This window comes from Agrobacterium sp. MCAB5, from assembly GCF_052114365.1.
Classification (GTDB): domain Bacteria; phylum Pseudomonadota; class Alphaproteobacteria; order Rhizobiales; family Rhizobiaceae; genus Agrobacterium; species Agrobacterium tumefaciens.
Window position 1 is genome coordinate 366,316 of the sequence record NZ_JBFREP010000003.1, and the last position, 19,610, is coordinate 385,925.

Genomic DNA, 19,610 nt, shown 5'->3' on the forward strand with positions numbered 1-19,610 from the left:
CTCTACGCCGGAATTTTGACGATTACCCGCAATCCGCCCATCGGGCTGTCGTCCAGCGATACGTCACCGCCATGGCTGCGGGCGATGTCGCGGACGATGGAGAGGCCGAGCCCGGTGCCAGAGGCGTTGAGGTTGCGTGCCTCGTCCAGCCGGAAGAACGGCTTGAAGACATCCTCCCTTGACGCTTCCGGAATACCCGGCCCGTCATCATCAAACGTCATGATGATGGAGCGTGGAGCCTTGCGGATGTCGATATGGAGCTTGCTGGCATAGCGCCGGGCATTCTCCGCGAGATTGGCGACGAGGCGGGAGAGGGCATTCGGGCGCGCGATGATCTGGTCGATATTATATAGCTCGTAGCTGAATTTCTTGCCGTGCAGCTCGAAATCATAGTCGATTTTTTCCAGAAGTGCCGGAAGCTCCAGCGTGCCGACATCCTCCTCGACATCGGTGCGGGCAAAGGTGAGGTAGGCCTCCAGCATCGACTGCATGTCCTCGACATCCTTGTCCAACCCTTCCAGATCAGGATTGTCGCCGGCAAGCGCGAGTTGCAGCTTGAAACGGGTGAGGATGGTGCGCAGGTCGTGGCTGACACCGTTCAGCATGGCAGTGCGCTGTTCCATCTGCCGCTCGATACGTTCGCGCATCAATATGAAGGCAAGTCCCGCCCGCCGCACCTCGTCCGCGCCGCGTGGGGAATAGGCGCTGATCTTCTGGCCCCTGCCGAAATTTTCGGCCGCCTTGGCAAGCGCTTCGATAGGCTTGATCTGCCCGCGCAGGAACAGGATGGAAATGGCGATCAGGACCAGCGATGCACCGACCATCCAGACAAGGAAGATATGCGTGTTGGAGGCATAGGCGGCGCTGCGACTGGTAAAGACGCGGAGCGTCTTGTCTTCGAGCTGGACACGTATTTCCACCAGGGAACCGTTGCCATAAGTATCGATCCAGAATGGCCGGCCGATTTGCTGGGTCAGCTGATTGGCGAGGATCGTATCCAGAATGGAAAACAACGGTTCTGGTCTCGGGGCCGGCAAATCGGCCTTCGGCTCGATGTAGATGCTGAGGCCCAGCTTCTCGCGAGCGATGCGGATGACGCGCTGATAGTCGTCTTCTTCCTCATCAGTTTGCAGAAGCTCGATGATCGCTGCGATATCGCGCGTTACGGCGGAGGAAAGGCGCTCGGTAACCAGCTGCCAGTGACGCTCCATGAAAACGGCCGCGACAACGCCCTGAAGCAGGATCATCGGCAGGATGATGATCAGCAGCGAGCGTGTATAAAGCCCGGTGGGCAGCCAGTGGCGAAGCCATCTGGTAAATGCGCGCCAGGTCTTTGCTACGCCGCTATTCCTGACAGTGATTAGAAAATCGAGGCTCGCCATGGCTGTGCGCCCGCCTTTCGTTTGTCCTTGTCAATCCACGCTCAGGCGGTAGCCGATGCCACGCACCGTTTGCAGGTAGACCGGGTTGGCAGGGTCGTCCTCGATCTTGCGGCGAAGGCGGTTGATCTGCACGTCGATTGTTCTTTCGCCCACTTCGGATTCCGCCTCGACCAGCTCGTGCCGTGGAATGGTATCGCCGGCGCGAAGCGCAAAGAGCAGCATGATCTCCTGTTCGCGATCCGTCAGGCGGATCGTTTCAGGGCCGCGCCGCAATTCCTTCCTGGGGATAGAGAAGCTGTAGGGGCCGAACATGATCTGTTCGATCTTGGGCGTATCCGGCGAAGTGTTGCGTCGCAGGATGTTGTTGATACGAAGGACAAGTTCGCGCGGATCGAAAGGCTTCGCGAGATAATCATCCGCGCCGGCTTCCAGCCCAGCAATTCGCGAATCCGCCTCCGAGCGGGCGGTCAGGAGAATGACCGGCACGGATTTGTTCTCATTCAGCGAGCGGGTGAGCGAAAGCCCGTTTTCCCCCGGCATCATCACGTCGAGAATGAGAAGGTCGAAACGGATGCCGACCATCTTGCGCCGGGCTTCTGCCGCATCGGCTGCGACGGAGATGCGGTATCCCTTGTCGCCGAGGAAACGTTGCAGAAGATTGCGAATGCGGGCGTCGTCATCGACGATCAGAAGGTGGGCCGCATCGTCATCGGCGGGGGGGAGTTTTGTCGTTGCCGTCGCCATCGTCAGTCGCCTTCCCCCGGTGTCGGGCTACGCATCTGCGCCAGAAACTTGCGAACGCAGGCGCGAGCGTCGGGTCCAAGCCCTTCCAGCGCACGGTCGATCCGGCGCGACTGCGGCTCGCTCAGCGCCAGGGCCAGTTCGCGCCCTGTCAGCGTCGGATAGAGCCTGCGCTGGCGGCGGTCTTCCGGGCCAGCCATCTGGCGGATATAACCGTCGTCGATCAATTGCTTGAGCACGCGGGCAAGGCTCTGCTTGGTGATCTGCAGGGTGTCGAGCAGATCCGCCACCGTCATGCCGGGCTGCCTGCTGACGAAATAGACTACCCGGTGATGCGCGCGCCCATATTCCAGTTTCGAAAGAATGACATCTGGATCGGAGACGAAATCGCGATACGCGAAGAACAGCGCCTCTATCGTATCGAAGTCGATCTTGCCGTCGTCAACCTTCGGGAGTGCCGGTGTCTGCCTGGCGGCTGCGGTTTTGAGCGATTGCGGTGGCACTGCGGTTCCTTCATATTCTGCGGCTGACATACGTCGATGCGCCAATATTCTGTAAACATAGCCGAAAATGCGTCCGCTCGGGAGGATGCCGCGATCATTTTCTGTTGCGGTGGATAATATGCTGCGGGTGCCGGTGCAACTGGAATCCTGACTGGCCTTTACCGGAAATAGAAAAGAGCGCGGAAAGCCCGCGCTCTTCATTGGTTTCATGCTGCCGGTATCGAGTTCGCGTCTACTGGTAGACGTAGACAATCCGGCGCGTCGATGGCTCCACCAGAACAGGCACGTCGTTCACCTGAACGTAGCGATACTGGTAATCAGGGATTTCCACGAGCCGGGTATCGGAGGGCAGGGTGCTGCCGACCGCTACCTCGCCATCAAAGGTGACAGTGTCCGCAGGGTGCTCGTCAATATAGGAGATGACTGTTTCGGGCGGATTGACTTCACCGACGCGGCCAAGGTTCGGATCGCCGGGGTTGGGTTCTGCCTGTACGCTCGAGGTCTTCTCGTAAGTCACGACCGGCACGCTGATATCGGAGCGGCGCTGTTCGAGAATGACGGGAGAGCCCTCATACATGACATTCAGATAATCCGCATGTGCCCAGCCGCGCAGGCCGTTGACTTCGATGCGGCACCAGCTGCTTCCGTCCATGCAACCATCAAGAACCGCATTGCTGCCACGGGTGGCAAGGCCAAGCTCGGGATAATCCTCGCCTGGGCCCGAACGAACGGAAACGTCCGATGCTGTTGTGGCGACCATGGCGGCGTTTGCGTAACCGGCCATCAGGGCGAATGCGCCGCCAGCCATGAGCATTTTAAGCGTCTTGTCCATGTGTCTCACTCCTTTTAAGACTGGACCTACAACGTCGCAGCCTTCAGGGCGTTCCACATTTTTCACAGATACCTCCCGTCTCGGGCGGGAACATTTCCGATATCTATTTGAATTAGCTAATAGTTTTTGGAAGTGGCAAGGTCACCGGAAACCGTTGCTTTTTCCTCCGCCATTGTGCCGGAACCGGCCGCAGGCTATAGGAGGCGGGATTTGTCAGACAGGGAGACACGGGATATGGGAAAGTTGCAGGCGGGCATTATTCCGGTCACGCCGTTCGAGCAGAACTGCACCATTCTCTTCGATGAGGATACGAAGGAAGGCGTTATAGTCGATCCCGGTGGGGATGTGGATGTCATTCTTCAGGTGGTTTCCGAAAACGGCATCGCGCTCAAGGAAATCTGGCTGACGCACGGCCATCTCGACCATGCCGGCGGCGCCAAGGAACTGCGGGAGAAGCTTTCCCTGCCGGTGATCGGCCCGCATGAGGACGATCGGCCGCTGCTCGAGAGGATCGAGACCCAGGCCGAGAAATACGGCATAAGCGGTCTTCAGAACGTTTTGCCGGACAGGTGGCTGAATGAGGGCGACACGGTATCGTTCGGGGATCATGTCTTTGAAGTCTATCATTGCCCGGGTCACGCTCCAGGTCACGTCATCTATTATAATCGCGACCAGCAATTCGCCCATGTCGGCGATGTGCTGTTTGCGGGGTCGGTGGGGCGTACCGACCTGCCGGGCGGAAACCACGAGCAATTGATGGCGTCCATTCGCGACAAGCTGCTGCCGCTGGGTGATGATGTCGGATTTATCTGCGGCCATGGCCCCGGCGGGCGGCTTGGCGAGGAGCGGCGCACCAACCCCTATCTCAAGGGGATCTGAGTTTCCGGGCGCGTATTGGCGCCTCCGGATTGGGCATAAAAAAACCCGGCATTCCTGCCGGGCTTCAACTAGAAATGAAAGCCGTTTTAGGGTTAGCCAGCAATCTGCAGATTGACTGCCTTCGGGCCCTTGCCGCGACGATCCGGTTCCGTGTCGAAGCTCACTTTCTGATTTTCTGAAAGTCCGGACAGGCCGGAAGCCTGTACGGCAGAGATATGAACAAAGATATCAGCGCCACCATTGTCTGGCTTGATGAAGCCGAAGCCTTTGTCTGTGTTGAAGAATTTTACGGTGCCAGTTTCGGCCATGCATCAGGTCCTTTTCGCTCTGCCCGCGTTCAGCTACAGGCAGCATTACAGTTTTGCCCCGCGAGGGCGTTGGCAGGCAGCTCTTGACTATTGAGAAAAAGGACCTTCACAGCGGGAAGTAATGGCGTTCTCATCCAACGTTTTTCGTCCCACCGCCCGAGGTTTATAGCGTCCCCAGTGCGCAAATTTATAGGCCTTCCCATGCTCGCAAATTGCCCGAACCGCAGTAGATTGCTGCGTTTATGGAAAATTGGCAAGCAAAAGTTTTCACGGGCTTTTTGTCGGATAAAAACCTGCGGTAGAATTCCTGCGCGTAGTCGCACATTTTTTCCGCATATTTGATAATTGATGAAATAATTGCCGGTTGCCTTCGGTTTCCGGGCAAAATTTTGAATGCGGCGGTACGATTTTTTCTCGAAACAGAAAAATCAGTTCTTTCTGCCTCAGGCCGTTCCAACGACGGTTTTTTGCCGTTTACGCGTCAGTTCCGGCACCAGTTCGACGATCAATATAGCGGCGAAAATGATCACGCAGCCGATATAACCGGCGTTGGAAATGGTTTCCTTCAGGAAAATCGACGCCAGCAAGGCACCGAAAAGCGCCTCTGAAGAGAGAAATATCGCAGCCTGCGGCGCGGTCGTATACCGCTGGGCGACGACCTGCAAAACGAAGGCGAGGCCGGAGGATACGAGGCCGACGTATAGAATTTCCGCCAGCGACCCTTCTATGGACGCCATGCTGATGGGTTCTACCGCAAGGCCGATCATGCAACTCAAGAGAGAGCAAATCGCAAACTGAGTGCATGAGAGCGCAAGCGGCCGTCCGCTTTCGGAAACGAAACGTCCTGCAAGCGTAATCTGGATTGCCCAGAAGAAGGCGCAGATGATGCTGAGAATATCGCCCTGCGTCAGCGCCTCGAATGCGCCGCCCGAGAGCAGGAATATTCCGCCCAGCATCATCAGGGCGCCGGGCCAGACGATCCAGTGGGGATGGCGCCGGTAAAGAATGACGGCGATCACGGGCACGAAGATGACGTAAAGTCCCGTCAGGAAGCTGGAATTGGTGACGGTTGTAGTCAAAAGCCCGACCTGCTGCGTCGTCGCGCCGCCGAACAGGGCGAGGCCCACAAGGATGAAGCCGCCAATTTCCCTGCGACGTGGCGGCGATTTTTTCGAGCGGTTTTCCATCAGGGCGAATGGCAGCACGGCGATGGCGGCAATGGCGAAGCGCAGACCGACGAACCAGAATGGCCCGATCGAGGCCATGGCGGATGATTGTGCGACGAAACCGCCTCCCCAGATCGCCGCGGCGAGCAGAAGCAGCATGTTGGCCTGAATACGCGTCATTGATGGCACCAGCACAGCAGGGGCCCGAAGATCATTCCGTCGCGGCCTTGGCATTTCGGGGATTTTTGAAACGTCGTTCTGACGACTTCCCCTGTGCTTTAGCAGCAACACGCCGATGCCGCAAGTCGAGGAGAGGGCGGCTTACTTGTGGCGGCGGGCCTCGTCCTTCAGGCTTCGCCGGGTAAGCGCGAGGCCGCCTATGCCGAGGCTGATGAAGGCTGCGGCCGAGAAGATAACCAGCAACAGGTGGCCGCCCGCCCGCGCGGTTGCCGTCACCTGCGGAATAGAGGATGTCTGCAGGGTGTCGACTGCCTGAGGGGCTGCATTGGCCGAGGTTGCGATCCCGGCGGCCATGGTGACGACGACAAGAAAGGCGGCAATGGCCATCCAGAGCGAAAACAGCGTTCTCTGCGCCCTTAACCGTTCAACTGATGTCCTGTCGTTGGTAAACATGGCGATCGCCTCTTGTCCCTGTTCTCAAAGGATAAAAGAGGCTTCGAAATGGACGGCTTGGAGACCGAATTCAGGCGTTCCGCAGTATTTATTGTGGCAATATCGTGGCAAAGCCGATTTCGGGACAATTTCGCTGTCAACCGCCTCAAAGGCCGCGTTTTCCGAAGGTTCTGGTCTGGCGCAGGGTATGCGGCTCGGCGAGGCGGTCTTCACGCGGGAATGCCGGTGTCGCAGTACTTCTATCCGACCTTGGCGAGGGTGAAAAATATCCGCTGCCGAGTTCGGGAAAGCGCGCATCGAAGCTCGTCGGTGCTAGTTCGGGTTTTGCCAACACGTATCCCTGCATCAGCAGGACGCCGAGGTCCTCGCAGATATCCACCTGCCTGCCGGTTTCCAGTCCTTCGAACACCGGCTCTATCCCATCGTCGCGAAACTGGCTGACGATGACGCGCAGAAGGGCGGCCCCTGCCGAATTCTGCATGAAATCACGCACCCAGCCTGCCTCGAATTTCACATAGTCCGGCTTGATGAGTTTCACCCGGTCAATGTCGGAATCGCCCGCGCCATAATCGTCCAGCGCCACGCGAAAACCGATGTCATGCATATGATAGGCGAAGTCGGCGACCATCTGCGTATCGGAGACTTTTTTCTCGGAGATTTCGCAGACGATGCGGTCTGCCGTCATGCCGGCCTCGTGGGCGGTAAGGCGCATGCGCTCCACTTCCTGACGCATCTTGGCCGGGGTCTGGAACAGGCCCGGATGGAAGTTGACGAAAACGCGGGCGCGCGAACGATTGAGCCTGCCGGTATTGAGAATGTGGATCGTGCGCAGAATACTGTCGATATTCTCTATATCTTCTGGCGCCACCAGCGAGAAGAATTCACCGGGTGTCACAGGTTCGCCGTTGCGATGGGGACGCACCAGGCCCTCGAAGGAATCGATGTCGAGAGCGCCGTTCATCGTTCGGCGAAAAATGGGCTGCAGGGCTGATTTCAAGTTGAAGGTGCCATAGGCCGTGGACCATGTGCCATCGACCTCGCGGACAAGACTGGAAAAGATGCTTTTGGGCGCCATTTTTCAACCAGCTACAGAGACACGACCTCTAGCCGGAGAATATAGCGCATCAAGCGTTACTTCCGGGTTAAGGAAGGTTTAAATTCTTCCCCGTGTCACATATGCTGCTTTTGACCTTGAAAGAGCGCCTGTCTTTCGACATAGAAAATGCCGCAGAAGACAGGATTTTCCGCCTCTGCCGATGTCAACCACAACAGGACCGATTAAAAATGGCCTTCCTTGCCGACATTCTCTCCCGCGTAAAGCCATCCGCCACCATCGCTGTTACCCAGAAAGCCCGTGAGCTTAAAGCGAAGGGCCGCGATGTGATCAGCCTTGGCGCCGGCGAGCCGGATTTCGATACGCCCGAAAACATCAAGGAAGCCGCCATTGACGCCATTAAGCGCGGCGAAACGAAATACACGCCCGTTTCAGGTATTCCTGAACTGCGCAAGGCGATCGCCGACAAGTTCAAGCGCGAAAACGGTCTGGACTACAAGCCGGAGCAGACCATCGTCGGCACCGGTGGCAAGCAGATCCTTTTCAACGCCTTCATGGCCACCCTCAACCCGGGTGACGAAGTCGTCATTCCTGCACCTTACTGGGTCAGCTATCCGGAAATGGTGGCGATCTGCGGCGGTACGCCTGTCTTCGTCGACACGACGCTCGAAGACAATTTCAAGCTGAAGCCGGAAGCGCTGGAAAAGGCGATCACGCCGAAGACCAAGTGGTTCGTTTTCAACTCGCCGTCCAACCCTTCGGGCGCTGCCTATTCGCATGACGAGCTGAAGGCATTGACGGACGTGCTGGTCAAGCATCCGCACGTCTGGGTGCTGACTGATGACATGTACGAACACCTGACCTATGGCGACTTCAAATTCGTCACGCCGGTTGAGGTGGAGCCTTCGCTCTATGACCGCACGCTTACGATGAACGGCGTCTCCAAGGCCTATGCCATGACCGGCTGGCGTATCGGCTATGCAGCCGGCCCGCTGCCGCTCATCAAGGCCATGGATATGATCCAGGGCCAGCAGACCTCGGGCGCCAGCTCGATTGCTCAGTGGGCGGCTGTCGAAGCGCTGAACGGCACGCAGGATTTCATTCCGGCCAACAAGAAGATTTTTGAAGGCCGCCGCGATCTCGTCGTCTCCATGCTCAACCAGGCGAAAGGCATCAATTGCCCGGCTCCGGAAGGCGCATTCTACGTCTATCCGTCCTGCGCCGGCATGATCGGCAAGACCGCGCCGTCCGGCAAGGTTATCGAGTCGGATGTGGATTTCGTCTCCGAGCTTCTGGAAGCCGAAGGTGTTGCCGTCGTGCAGGGATCGGCGTTTGGCCTCGGCCCGAACTTCCGCATTTCCTACGCCACGTCGGAAGCACTGCTGGAAGAGGCCTGCAAGCGCATCCAGCGCTTCTGCGCCGATTGCCGCTGATCGGTCTAGGATATTGAATAACAAAGCCCGGCAGCGATGCCGGGCTTTTTTTGTTGCGGCTAAAGCCCGAGAAACAACAGCATGATGAACGTGGCGAAGAGGATGAAATGCGTCATTCCCTCGATCGCGTTGGTTTCACCGTCATTGAGGTTGATGGCGGCGGCGATGAGGGTGATGAAGACCATGACCGTCTGAACCGGCGTCATCGCCATGATGAACGGCTGACCGGTGTAGAGTGCGATGCCCTCCATCACAGGGACGGTGAGGATGACCGTCGAAAGCGATGCGCCCATGGCGATATTGACCACGGCCTGCATGCGGTTGCGCAATGCGGACCTGAGCGCGGTCAGGATTTCCGGTGATGCTGAGATCGTCGCGACCACGACGGCCATCAGTGCCGGTGGCGCGCTTGTGCCCTCGAGGCTCTGGCTTAGGAAGGCCGCCATGAATTCCGCCAGCACGCCGATCAGCACGACGCCCGCGACGATGAGACCGATGGAGAGGGACACGCTGCCCTCATCCTCGTCCTCCGTGTGATCGCCGGATGGATGACCGCTGGGATGAGCCTTGCGGGGATAGGCGTAGCTGAAGAAATAGCTGTGCGGACCAACCTGCATTTTCAGGAACAGCGCATAAAGCGCGATCATTGCGACGATGGTGAAGGCGGAATAGACGTGCCAGCTTTCCTTGGGGATGAATTCCGGCACGATCATCGAGATGCCCATGGCAGTCAGGATCATGACGCCGTAGGTCTTGCCTGAATCGTCATTGTAGGGCTGCTCGCCGTGGCGAAGGCCTCCCAGCAGGGCGGCCAGTCCCAGAATGCCGTTGATGTCGATCATCACGGCGGAATAGATCGTGTCACGCACGAGCGTCGGCGAATTGGATTCGCTCATGATGATGGCAAGGATCAACACTTCCACCGCCACGGCAGACAGCGTCAGGATCATCGTGCCATAGGGGTCTCCGACCTTGGCGGCGAGGATTTCGGCGTGGTGGGCAACCCGCATCGACACCAGAACGATCATCCCGATCAGGGCGATCGCGGCAATCAGCGACGCCGTTTTGCCGGCCTCGAATATCGCATGTTCGGCCATATAGGCGACGACTGCCACCGGTATTGCCAGCAGCAACATGCGCTCCTGCTTTAAAATAGAACCCGCCATCGATTTCCCTTCCCCTGAGAGTGTGAGGCTGTGACGTATCGTCGTTAAGATCAAGCAGGATTTGCGCTTGAGTGCTTTTGGTAGGATAGTGTTACGGTCAAGGACATGCTGCTCATGCCGTGTTGTCCCCCGTCGGGTGCAATGCTTGAAGCGCGGTTGTGGTTGCGATGTCGCCTACTGAAACAGGAGGAACATGCATGACAAAAGTGGTATATGAAGTCGTGGAACATGACGGTGGCTTCGCCTACCGCATGAACGGCGCTTATTCCGAAACATTTCCTACCTATGCCGATGCGGTCGAGGCCGCGCGCATCGTTGCTGCCGAACAGCAGGTGGGCGGCGATGATGAGGAAATCAGCTATCAGGACGAACGCGGCCAGTGGCATGAGGAATACAGCCAGGGCGGCGACCGGCCGGAGGCGGAAGTGGTCGACAAGATTTCACCGCCGGCCAGACCGTTTTGATGGAGTGCGTCAACATTTCCGGTGAGAACAGCATCACCCTCCATGCTTCGCCGGTCTGTCTTGCGGATTTGCGGGCGCAAGGCCGTGCGGCATCGATGCTGTAATGGCGCTAGCGTCGTTGCGGCGGGGCGCCCGGATCGGTTTCCTTCAGGTGGGCCTTCAGGCCGTCGACAAGGGCGCTGAACACGGCACGGCATCGCGGCGAGGTCTTGAGATTTTCATGCATCGCGACCCATGCGTGCAGCGGGATGTCGGTTTTCGGAAGGACCTGGACAAGCCGCGGATCCTTGCGCGCCAGGCCGATCTGACAGACGCCGATGCCTGCGCTGGCGCGGATCATGGCAAGCTGGGCGAGGTTGCTGTCGGCGCGAATTTCGAAGGAAATTTCTTCGATATCGGGTATTTCCGGATCAAGCGAGCGCATGCGCTGGATCGCCGCCCTGATGAAAGGCGTCTTGCGGTCGAAACCGATCATACGGTGGTTGTTCAGTTCTTCCATGTTTTTCGGGATGCCGGCTCTTGCCAGATAATCGCGTGTGGCATGAAATCCCAGACGGAAATTGCCGATATAGCGCATGACGATGGCATCCTGCTGCGGTTCGGTCATGCGGATGGCGATATCAGCCTCGCGCCGCAAAAGGTCTTCCAGCGTGTCGGATAGTGAAAGTTCTATTTCAAGCCGGGGATGAATCTCCCGCATGGCAGCGATGATCGGCGGCAGCATTTCAACGCCGATGATGTCCGATGCGCTGATACGCACGGTTCCTTCGATCTTGCCGACCTCGCCGGAGGCCGCCCGCATAAGGGCTGCGGCCGTCGCCGCCAGATTTTCCGCATAGGGCCGGAGCGCCAGCGCCGCTTCCGTCGGCATCAGCCCGTGCGGCGAGCGGATGAACAGCGGAAAGCCGATGGCCTCTTCCAGCGCTCCGATATGGCGCCCAGCTGTCGGTTGGGTAATGCCGAGTTCGCGGGCGGCGGCGGAAAGCGAGCCGTCGCGCAGCACGCTGAGGAAGGTGCGGTAAAAATCCCAGCTGACATCGCGGCTTCTGATTATAAGATTTTGTATAGCGGCTCCACTCATTTGGACAATTTCGTATATCGCCTGATGGCCCGATACTCCAGCCCAGAAGAAGGAGTAATGGCAATGATATATGAAATCCACGCAAATACAGCAGAGAATAACCGGCCTCTGGCGCTGATTGTTGGGGCGAATGGTGGCGTCGGCAGCCATGTCTCAAAGATGTTGTTGCAGCGCGGCTGGCGGGTGCGGGCGATGACTCGCCGATCGGCACCAGTTGATGCCGTCGATGGCATCGAGCGCGTGACCGGCGATGCCATGAACAGGGAGGATGTGGTGAAGGCGGCAAAAGGCGCCGGGCTCATCGTCCATGCGGTCAATCCTCCGGGATATCGCAACTGGGACAGCCAAGTGCTGCCGATGCTCGACAATACCATTGCCGCTGCCGAGGCCTGCGGGGCAAGGATCGTGTTTCCAGGCAGCATCTATAATTTTGGCCCGGATGCCTTTCCGCTTCTGACGGAGGACAGTCCGCAAAAGCCTTTCACCCGCAAGGGCGGCTTGCGCGTTGAAATGGAGCGGCGTTTGAAAATGGCGTCGATGCGCGGCGTGCCGGTCCTGATCGTCCGCACCGGTGATTTCTTTGGTCCTGACGCGAAGAACAACTGGTTTTCGCAGATGCTGGTGCGACCGGGCAAGCCGGTTCGCAGTGTTCAGAATCCAGCAGTACCGAATGCCGGGCATCAATGGGCCTATCTGCCGGATGTTGCGGAGATAATCGGACGGCTGCTCGATCGCTCGGACGAGCTTCAGACGTTTGCCGTCTACCACATGGAGGGTGTCTGGGATTTCGACGGGCTGCAACTGGTTGGGGCAATCGAGCGGGCCGTCGGCCATCCGGTCAAGATGCGGCGGCTTTCGTGGTTAGCCGTCGGGCTGGCTGCACCGTTCGTTCCCCTGTTCCGCGAAGTCATGGAAATGAAATATCTCTGGCAGATGCCGATCCGGATGAGCAACCGCAAGCTTGTCGAATTCCTCGGCGCGGAACCGCGAACGCCGATCGATGCGGCAGTATCGGAAACACTGGCGAGCCTTGGGTGTCTCGCCGAGGTGCAGCAACCGGCGGGCCTTCATCATGCGACCGATGCCGGGGGTAGGGTGTGATGGTTACAGTGGCTAATGGATTTTCCCGGCGGCGCCGTATGTTCGCCGTGATTTCGGCAGGCCTGCCGGTGTTGATTTTCGCGCAGGTGCTGCTGGCCGGGCTGTCGATCTATTATGACGGATCGCTGCTTGTGGTTCACAAAGGGCTTGGCATGCTGATCGCCGTTCCCATTGTATCTCTAGTCGTGCTCGCCCTTCGTCATGATGACCTCCGGCCAAACCTTGGGCGCGCGCTCGTGCTGCTCGCTCTCTACTGCCTTCAGGTGGCGTTGATGAGCATCGGTCGGGAAACGGGCAGTGGCTTTCTGCAGGCGCTGCATGTGGCCAACGCCTTCGTAATGGGCGCATTTTCAGACTTTGCTGCGCGGCAGGCGCGAGGCCTGTCCTGAAACGGCAAAAGGCCGCACCGCTGTGGAGCGGTGCGGCGTTTCAAGTTTAGCACTGATCAGCCAAGAGCCGGGTAGTCGGTATAGCCTTCAGCCCCGCCACCATAGAAGGTCGGCTGGTTCGGCTCGTTCAGCGGCGCGTTGTCCTTGAGACGGCGCACCAGATCCGGGTTGGCGATGAAGGCCTTGCCGAAGGCCACGGCATCAACCTTGCCGCTTTCCACCGCCTCGATGGCGCTCTCACGGTCGTAGCCATTGTTGGCGATCCACAGGCCCTTGCCGCCCGCATTGCGATAGGCGGCCTTGAAGGCTGCGTAATCGAAGGGCTTGTCGCCCTGCTTGAAGTCGCGCGGACCACCGGTCGCACCTTCAACAACATGGATGAAGGCGAGATTGCGTTTGCCGAGTTCTTCCGCAACGTAATTATAGAGTGGCTGCGGGTCGGCCTCGAAAATGTCGTTGGCGGGTGTGACGGGTGACAGGCGAATGCCGGTGCGGCCTGCGCCAATCTCTTCCGCAACCGCATCGACGACTTCGAGAAGGAAGCGGGCGCGGTTTTCGATCGAGCCGCCATATTCGTCGGTGCGCTGGTTGGTGCTGGATTTCAGGAACTGCTCGATCAGATAACCGTTGGCGGCATGGATTTCGACACCGTCGAAACCGGCCTCAAGTGCGGCGCGCGCGCCGGTCCGGTAATCTTCAAGGATAAGACCGATATCGTCGATGGTCAGTGCGCGGGGCTCGGAGGTTTCCGCAAACGCGCCGGTGCCGTCATCATTGATGATATAGGTCTTGGACTTGGCGATAATCGCGGAAGGGGCGACCGGCTGTCCGCCATGCGGCTGGAGCGAGGTGTGGGAAATGCGTCCCACGTGCCAAATCTGCGCGACGATCTTGCCGCCGGCGACATGCACGCCATCCGTGATCTTTTTCCAGCCCTCAACCGCTTCCTTCTTGTAGAGGCCCGGAACATCCGCGTAACCCTGACCTTGCTGGGAAATCGGCGTGCCTTCGGTCACGATCAGCCCGGCTGTTGCGCGCTGCTCGTAATAGGTGGCGTTGAGATTGTTGGGAATTGCCCCCGGCGAGCGGTTGCGGGTGAGGGGAGCCATGACGATACGGTTGGCGAGTGCGATATCGCCGGCCTGTGCCGGTTCGAAAAGACTTGTCATGCGACTTCACTTTCTGGTCGGTTGGCGAAATTGCGCGGCTGGCGCGCTTTCCTAATGTATGGGCATCGGAGAGAAAACCGCCTTGCAGTTTCCGGTCCGACGCCCCGGTCTTATAAGCTTGGGAGGCTCAAAGATTGGCTTGCAGATAATTGCGGAAGGCGTCGATGGTTTCCTCGTTGCGTTCGAAAAACACCCATTGCCCAACTTTCTTTGACCTTATCAGGCCAGCTGCCTGCAAAACCGCCAGATGTGAGGAGACCGTCGATTGCGACAGGCCGCTGATCTGGAACTGATTGGCGCATACGCCCATGCTGAGCGGATGGTCCTGACAGAAGTGACTTTCAGGGCTCTTCAGCCACTCGAGGAACTTCAGCCTTGCGGGGTGTGAAAGGGCTTTGAGGATTTCCTCCGGGTTCATCTGAGTTTTTCTAATATCTGACATGTCCGATATTTATATCGATATTTTTCGATATACAATTCACGTCTCTGTGAGGTAGTCACCCGGGCCGAGAACAGCGCGCAAAAAAATGGCCGCCGGATTTCTCCGCGGCCAATGAGTTTGAAGGTTAAAACCTCCAGAGGGGAACAGCTGTCGCGTGCATAGGCAGGCGTGACAGCTGATTGAAATATGGGAGTGGCAAGAATGCAAAACAAGGTTGCATCATGCGATATTTCGCCAAATTGGAGAAAATTCTTGCGGGTAAAAAAAGAGGGCCGCCGGATAAATCCAGGGCCCTTTAAGTGTGAAGGTCAAAAACCTCCAGAGGGGAACAGCTGATGCGGTGGAACTGGGAGGAAAAGCCACCGTGTGCATCAACTGAGAGCGATATGGTGCTTTTTTGTGCACGAAACAACTCTTTTTTGTGCAGGTCAGGCATGCGTACGATGCAGGTCTAGATATTTCCGGTATAATTTATGTGCAAAGCTGAAGTGCGGCGCGTCTGGCGCGCCGCCATCTTGGGACGGCCAACCCCATGAATTAGTATGATATTTTGTGGCGCTGGCCTATTTAAACGTCAGAAGTTCCAGTTCCGTGCCTTGGCAACGACGAAGTCGCGGAAGGCTTTCAGTTTTGCAGCGTTTTTCATCTCGTCCGGGTAACAGAAGTAGGTGTCGAACGAGGGAATATCGGCGGCAAGCGACAACTGAATCAATCCCGGATCGCGCCCGACGATGTAATCCGGCAAACAGGCGATACCAATTCCCAGCAGGCAGGCGCGCTTGATCGAGGTCTGGCTGTTGATCTGAAGATGCGGAATTCGGGTGTTGTCCGACGAGCGTCCCGCATTTTCCAGCCAGTTGACATCAAGCAGATAGTTGGGTGCCGGTTCGCCGAAGGAGATGATGCGGTGGTTGTCCAGATCCTCGATCGACTGCGGCTCGCCGTGGCGGTTGATGTAGGACGGCGCCGCATAGACGTGCATGTGCACCGTGAACAGCTTGCGCTGGATAAGGTCGGACTGTTGCGGCTGGCGCAGGCGGATGGCGCAATCGGCGTGGCGCATGTTCACATCCAGCTCCTCATTGTCGAGGATGAGCTGGATCGACATTTCCGGATAGAGCTGCAGGAATTCCTGCACCTTGTCCGTGAGCCAGCCCTGGCCGAGACCAACCGTCGTCGTCACGCGCAGCTTACCGCTCGGCTTCTCCGTCGTTTCGGTCAGTTGCATCTTGACGGTTTCGAGCTTCAGCAACACGTCATGGGCGGTGCGATACAGCAGCTCGCCCTGCTCGGTGAGGATAAGACCTCTGGCGTGGCGGTGAAACAGCTTCACGCCAACATCCTGTTCCAGCGCGCTGACCTGGCGGCTGATGGCCGACTGGGACAAATGCAGCTTGTCGGCAGCGTGGGTAAAAGACCCCGCTTCGGCTGCGGCATGAAAAATGCGCAGTTTATCCCAGTCCAATGGCATTGCCATGCCTATCCTGCCTTTCGGTTATTCGGCTGCTACCGCAAGCGGCTGCTGCGCGGTGAGGTACCGTTCTGCTTCAAGGGCGGCCATACAGCCCATACCGGCGGCGGTGATGGCCTGACGGTATATGTCGTCGGTAACGTCGCCGGCGGCGAAAATACCTTCCACGTCGGTAGCGGTGGAATCGGGCGCGGTCCACATGTAGCCATTGTCCTTGAGCTTCACCTTGCCCTTGAACAGTTCGACGGCCGGCGCGTGGCCGATGGCGACGAAGACGCCGTCGATGGGCGTATCGCTGATCACACCGGTCTTGGTGTCACGCAGTCGCACACCCGAAACAGAGGGTGGCATTGGCGGCTTGGCGGGAGCGCCGGTGATTTCGGCGATTTCCGTGTTCCACAGGATCTTGACGTTTTCCTTGGCGAAGAGCCGTTCCTGAAGGATTTTCTCCGAGCGGAAACTGTCGCGGCGGTGCACGACGGTTACGGACTTGGCGATATGGGCGAGATAGAGCGCTTCCTCCACGGCAGAGTTGCCGCCGCCGACCACGATCACATCCTTGTTGCGATAGAAGAAACCGTCGCAGGTGGCGCAGGCGGAAACGCCGAAGCCCTGAAAGTGCTGCTCACTCTCTATACCGAGCCACTTGGCCTTTGCGCCTGTTGCGATGATCAGCGTGTCGGCGGTCCAGACCTGACCGGAATCGGTCTTGACCACGAAGGGGCGCGTGTTGGTTTCGACTTCGGTCACGAGGTCGCTGACGATTTCCGCACCCACATGCGTCGCCTGCTTCAGCATCTGGTCCATCAGCCAGGGGCCCTGGATCGGATCGGCAAAGCCCGGATAGTTTTCGACATCGGTGGTGATCATCAGCTGGCCACCCTGTTCCATGCCGGCAATCAGCACGGGTTTCAGCATTGCGCGGGCCGCGTAGATCGCCGCGGTATAACCGGCGGGACCAGAGCCAATGATCAATACCTTGGTATGGCGGGCAGACATGGAAACAATCCTTTTCAAAGTAGCGGGGCCTTTCGGCAGCAGAACATTCCAGCCGCAGCACGGTGGACAGGCCGCAACCCCTTCGTTGCCCGGTATTTAAGGTTGTCTAGTGCCTTTATTCAAGGGCAGCCTTGCGTTACCAACAAGGCAGTTGTGGATGCGCGCGCAATTTTGTGACCGGCCGGCGGCATATTGTTGCGAATCCTGCGCCTGGTAGTACAAGGAAGTTCTCCGGCTTAACGAGGAACCTCTCCGTGACCAGCGTCGAACTCGATGCCATCGATCTGAAAATCCTGCGCGAATTGCAGCGCGACGGGCGCATGACCAACGTGGAGCTGGCCGAACGGGTCGGTATTTCCGCGCCGCCGTGCCTCAGGCGCGTCCGCAAGCTGGAAGAAGCCGACGTGATCGAGGGTTATCACGCCATGTTGAACGCGCCGAAGCTCGGTTTCGATCTGGTTGCCTTCTGCATGGTCGGCCTCAAGCGCCAGTCGGACAGCAATCTGAAAGCCTTTGCAGCGGCGACGGCCGGATGGTCGCTGGTGCGCCAGGCCTGGATGGTATCCGGCGAAAGCGATTTCCTTCTGCATTGCATCGCCAGAAACCTGACCGAGTTTCAGGATTTCGTCATCGAGGTTCTGACAGCGGACGAAAACGTCGACACCGTGCGCACCATGCTCACCATCCGTCAGGTCAAACGCGTCGGTCTGGTGGAAATCTGATCGGCGGACCTTTGAGTGATTGCGCCGGCGCTTACCCGCGCCGCAACGCGTCATAGATCGCGCCGAGGCTTGTCGCCTCTTTTTCCAGCGGAAATGCAGTGCGCACATGCGAAAGTCCGGCACGGGCATGGTCCCTGGCGAGAGCAGGATCGGCAAGATAGGTTTTAATGGCATCCCGCAGGGACGCGTAGTCGCCGGCCTCAACGACCATGCCGGTCTCGCCCTTGACGATCATTTCCTCATAGGCGCCGGCATTGCTGGCAACGACAGCCGTCTCGGACGCCATGGCTTCCAGTGGCGTCAGGCCAAAGCCCTCGTTGCGTGACGGTGCGACATAGAGGGTTAGCCGCCGATACCAGGGCTTGATGTCGTCCACCTCGCCCTGAAACGCGATGCGGTCCGCAAGACCGGCTGTTGCGACATCGGCCACGAGCTTGTCGGCGAAGGCCTTGTGCTCTGCGGTCACGCGGCCGGAGATGACGGCTGTCCATTCGGGATAGTCGGGCAGAAGTTCGATCATGGCGCGCACGAAAAGGTCTGTTCCCTTCTGGTGGCGCACCCGTCCGAAACATCCGATGAGAAATTGCCCCGGCAGGCCGGTCGAAGCGATCGTATCCTCCGGGCCGGTTGCGGGATGAAACAGCTCGGTATCGACGCCATGCATGACGACGCTGTGTGGTACTTCCAGAAACGAGCCTGAGCGGCCGCTTGTCGCGACGACCGCATCCATTTTTGAAATCAGAAAGCGGGTATAGGCGGAATGTCGCCTTTGCGCCGCCGAGGTGAACATCAGCTTCACCTTCATGCGCAGCACGTCACGCATGAGAATGCCCGGCAACATTTCGAGATTGCGGCGGGCGTGCCAGATGCGCGGACCGCTGAGCGGGCCGTTTTGCCAGAGCCGCCACAGATCACGGAAGCGCACATGTGGCAGATGCTGCGGCAGGCCCGGGCCGATGACGGCCACTTTCTGACCCAGCCGGTTTTGTACCGGAATAAGCTGCACGATGGTGGAGGTAACGCCGGAGAGCCTGCGCTTGAAGTTCGGCGCAAGCACCTGCACATCTTTCAGACTGGCGTGGGACAAGATGGGCTTCCGTCTTTGCGGCTAAGGCAGGATGTTCAGTTCAGGATATCAATGCAATGCGCCCGAGGGGCGCATTGCATGAAAGGGCAGATCAGCCCCACTGTACGGCGAGAATCTCGTAACCCTTGGCGCCGCCCGGTGCGTTGACTTCGATGCTGTCACCGACTTCCTTGCCGATGAGGGCGCGGGCGATGGGCGAGGAAATGGAAATGCGTCCAGCCTTCACATCGGCTTCCTGGTCGCCAACGATCTGATAGATTCTCTCCTCGTCGCTCTCCTCGTCGATAAGCTTGACGGTGGCGCCGAACTTGATCTTGGAACCGGACATCTTGGAAAGGTCGATGACTTCCGCGCGTGCGGTCAAGTCTTCGAGTTCAGTGATGCGGCCTTCGTTATGGCTCTGGGCTTCCTTGGCAGCGTGGTATTCGGCATTTTCCGAAAGGTCGCCATGGGCGCGCGCCTCCGCAATTGCCTCGATGATACGGGGACGCTCCTCCTGCTGGCGAAAGCGCAGCTCCTCCTGCAGCTTGATGAATCCACCGTGCGTCATCGGTACTTTTTCTACCATTTTTTTATCCTTCGCAGTCC

The 19,610-nt window shown here is 58.3% G+C and carries 22 protein-coding genes; 6 read left to right on the forward strand and 16 right to left on the reverse strand.

Annotation, left to right across the window (positions count from 1 at the left end):
- Positions 1 to 2: 2 nt before the first annotated feature.
- From AB4Z23_RS09495 to AB4Z23_RS09510, 4 genes are all read right to left on the reverse strand, one after another.
- The gene (locus tag AB4Z23_RS09495) at positions 3 to 1,382 is read right to left on the reverse strand and encodes an ATP-binding protein (RefSeq protein ID WP_003513442.1); all 1,380 of its coding nucleotides are present in this window, start codon (positions 1,380 to 1,382) and stop codon (positions 3 to 5) included.
- A 30-nt stretch (positions 1,383 to 1,412) separates the two neighbouring features.
- A complete protein-coding gene (locus AB4Z23_RS09500) occupies positions 1,413 to 2,126 on the reverse strand; it encodes a response regulator (RefSeq protein WP_019565223.1) in 714 nt (237 codons plus the stop codon).
- Positions 2,127 to 2,128: 2 nt separating this feature from the next.
- The gene (locus tag AB4Z23_RS09505) at positions 2,129 to 2,656 is read right to left on the reverse strand and encodes a MarR family winged helix-turn-helix transcriptional regulator (protein ID WP_003513440.1); all 528 of its coding nucleotides are present in this window, start codon (positions 2,654 to 2,656) and stop codon (positions 2,129 to 2,131) included.
- A gap of 202 nt (positions 2,657 to 2,858) precedes the next feature.
- On the reverse strand, positions 2,859 to 3,458 hold the full coding sequence (locus AB4Z23_RS09510) for a DUF1236 domain-containing protein (RefSeq protein WP_003513439.1): 600 nt from the start codon (positions 3,456 to 3,458) through the stop codon (positions 2,859 to 2,861).
- 234 nt (positions 3,459 to 3,692) lie between these two features.
- Between AB4Z23_RS09510 and AB4Z23_RS09515 the strand changes: the two genes are divergently transcribed.
- Positions 3,693 to 4,337 carry an MBL fold metallo-hydrolase gene (locus AB4Z23_RS09515; RefSeq protein WP_112290443.1) on the forward strand — a complete coding sequence of 215 codons (645 nt, stop codon included), beginning with the start codon at positions 3,693 to 3,695 and terminating at the stop codon, positions 4,335 to 4,337.
- Between the two features lie 92 nt (positions 4,338 to 4,429).
- On the opposite strand, the gene AB4Z23_RS09520 is transcribed toward AB4Z23_RS09515, so the two are convergent.
- The 4 genes from AB4Z23_RS09520 to AB4Z23_RS09535 form a co-directional block, all read right to left on the reverse strand.
- Positions 4,430 to 4,645, reverse strand: coding sequence for a cold-shock protein (locus tag AB4Z23_RS09520; RefSeq protein ID WP_003494703.1), 216 nt, complete (start codon positions 4,643 to 4,645; stop codon positions 4,430 to 4,432).
- A gap of 443 nt (positions 4,646 to 5,088) precedes the next feature.
- On the reverse strand, positions 5,089 to 5,991 hold the full coding sequence (locus tag AB4Z23_RS09525) for a DMT family transporter (protein ID WP_025594121.1): 903 nt from the start codon (positions 5,989 to 5,991) through the stop codon (positions 5,089 to 5,091).
- Positions 5,992 to 6,132: 141 nt separating this feature from the next.
- Positions 6,133 to 6,444: a hypothetical protein gene (locus tag AB4Z23_RS09530; protein WP_075807739.1), complete on the reverse strand. Its 312-nt coding sequence runs from the start codon at positions 6,442 to 6,444 to the stop codon at positions 6,133 to 6,135.
- Positions 6,445 to 6,589: 145 nt separating this feature from the next.
- Positions 6,590 to 7,519 (reverse strand): EAL domain-containing protein, encoded by a 930-nt coding sequence (locus AB4Z23_RS09535; protein WP_035198647.1) that lies wholly within the window; start codon positions 7,517 to 7,519, stop codon positions 6,590 to 6,592.
- Positions 7,520 to 7,728: 209 nt separating this feature from the next.
- Here AB4Z23_RS09535 and AB4Z23_RS09540 point away from each other — a divergent pair, with 209 nt between their 5' ends.
- Positions 7,729 to 8,931: a pyridoxal phosphate-dependent aminotransferase gene (locus AB4Z23_RS09540; RefSeq protein WP_003513431.1), complete on the forward strand. Its 1,203-nt coding sequence runs from the start codon at positions 7,729 to 7,731 to the stop codon at positions 8,929 to 8,931.
- Between the two features lie 59 nt (positions 8,932 to 8,990).
- On the opposite strand, the gene AB4Z23_RS09545 is transcribed toward AB4Z23_RS09540, so the two are convergent.
- Positions 8,991 to 10,097: a calcium:proton antiporter gene (locus AB4Z23_RS09545; protein WP_025594117.1), complete on the reverse strand. Its 1,107-nt coding sequence runs from the start codon at positions 10,095 to 10,097 to the stop codon at positions 8,991 to 8,993.
- A 197-nt stretch (positions 10,098 to 10,294) separates the two neighbouring features.
- On the opposite strand from AB4Z23_RS09545, the gene AB4Z23_RS09550 reads away from it, so the two are divergent.
- Positions 10,295 to 10,561 (forward strand): DUF2188 domain-containing protein, encoded by a 267-nt coding sequence (locus AB4Z23_RS09550; protein ID WP_003513427.1) that lies wholly within the window; start codon positions 10,295 to 10,297, stop codon positions 10,559 to 10,561.
- 109 nt (positions 10,562 to 10,670) lie between these two features.
- Here the strand turns inward: AB4Z23_RS09550 and AB4Z23_RS09555 are convergent, their stop codons facing one another.
- Positions 10,671 to 11,642, reverse strand: coding sequence for a LysR family transcriptional regulator (locus tag AB4Z23_RS09555; protein WP_162995197.1), 972 nt, complete (start codon positions 11,640 to 11,642; stop codon positions 10,671 to 10,673).
- A gap of 63 nt (positions 11,643 to 11,705) precedes the next feature.
- On the opposite strand from AB4Z23_RS09555, the gene AB4Z23_RS09560 reads away from it, so the two are divergent.
- Both AB4Z23_RS09560 and AB4Z23_RS09565 read left to right on the forward strand, forming a co-directional pair.
- The gene (locus AB4Z23_RS09560) at positions 11,706 to 12,743 is read left to right on the forward strand and encodes an NAD-dependent epimerase/dehydratase family protein (protein WP_421477412.1); all 1,038 of its coding nucleotides are present in this window, start codon (positions 11,706 to 11,708) and stop codon (positions 12,741 to 12,743) included.
- The gene (locus AB4Z23_RS09565) at positions 12,743 to 13,132 is read left to right on the forward strand and encodes a DUF6220 domain-containing protein (protein WP_421477249.1); all 390 of its coding nucleotides are present in this window, start codon (positions 12,743 to 12,745) and stop codon (positions 13,130 to 13,132) included. The genes AB4Z23_RS09560 and AB4Z23_RS09565 overlap by 1 nt, the downstream gene beginning before the upstream one ends.
- 56 nt (positions 13,133 to 13,188) lie before the next feature.
- Here AB4Z23_RS09565 and AB4Z23_RS09570 read toward each other — a convergent pair whose 3' ends face one another.
- The 4 genes from AB4Z23_RS09570 to trxB form a co-directional block, all read right to left on the reverse strand.
- Entirely contained in the window at positions 13,189 to 14,301 is a 1,113-nt protein-coding gene (locus tag AB4Z23_RS09570) for an alkene reductase (protein ID WP_003513410.1), read from the reverse strand.
- Positions 14,302 to 14,428: 127 nt separating this feature from the next.
- A complete protein-coding gene (locus AB4Z23_RS09575) occupies positions 14,429 to 14,719 on the reverse strand; it encodes an ArsR/SmtB family transcription factor (protein WP_003513408.1) in 291 nt (96 codons plus the stop codon).
- Positions 14,720 to 15,317: 598 nt separating this feature from the next.
- On the reverse strand, positions 15,318 to 16,214 hold the full coding sequence (locus AB4Z23_RS09580; protein WP_003513405.1) for a LysR family transcriptional regulator VtlR: 897 nt from the start codon (positions 16,212 to 16,214) through the stop codon (positions 15,318 to 15,320).
- Positions 16,215 to 16,238: 24 nt separating this feature from the next.
- Entirely contained in the window at positions 16,239 to 17,213 is a 975-nt protein-coding gene (trxB, locus tag AB4Z23_RS09585) for a thioredoxin-disulfide reductase (protein WP_003513403.1), read from the reverse strand.
- Between the two features lie 254 nt (positions 17,214 to 17,467).
- Between trxB and AB4Z23_RS09590 the strand changes: the two genes are divergently transcribed.
- Complete coding sequence (locus tag AB4Z23_RS09590; RefSeq protein WP_003513401.1) at positions 17,468 to 17,935, forward strand: Lrp/AsnC family transcriptional regulator; 468 nt, start codon at positions 17,468 to 17,470, stop codon at positions 17,933 to 17,935.
- Between the two features lie 31 nt (positions 17,936 to 17,966).
- Here AB4Z23_RS09590 and AB4Z23_RS09595 read toward each other — a convergent pair whose 3' ends face one another.
- Together AB4Z23_RS09595 and greA are read right to left on the reverse strand one after the other, a co-directional pair.
- Complete coding sequence (locus tag AB4Z23_RS09595; protein ID WP_421477247.1) at positions 17,967 to 19,022, reverse strand: glycosyltransferase family 4 protein; 1,056 nt, start codon at positions 19,020 to 19,022, stop codon at positions 17,967 to 17,969.
- A gap of 91 nt (positions 19,023 to 19,113) precedes the next feature.
- The gene (greA, locus tag AB4Z23_RS09600) at positions 19,114 to 19,590 is read right to left on the reverse strand and encodes a transcription elongation factor GreA (protein WP_441360071.1); all 477 of its coding nucleotides are present in this window, start codon (positions 19,588 to 19,590) and stop codon (positions 19,114 to 19,116) included.
- Positions 19,591 to 19,610: the final 20 nt, after the last annotated feature.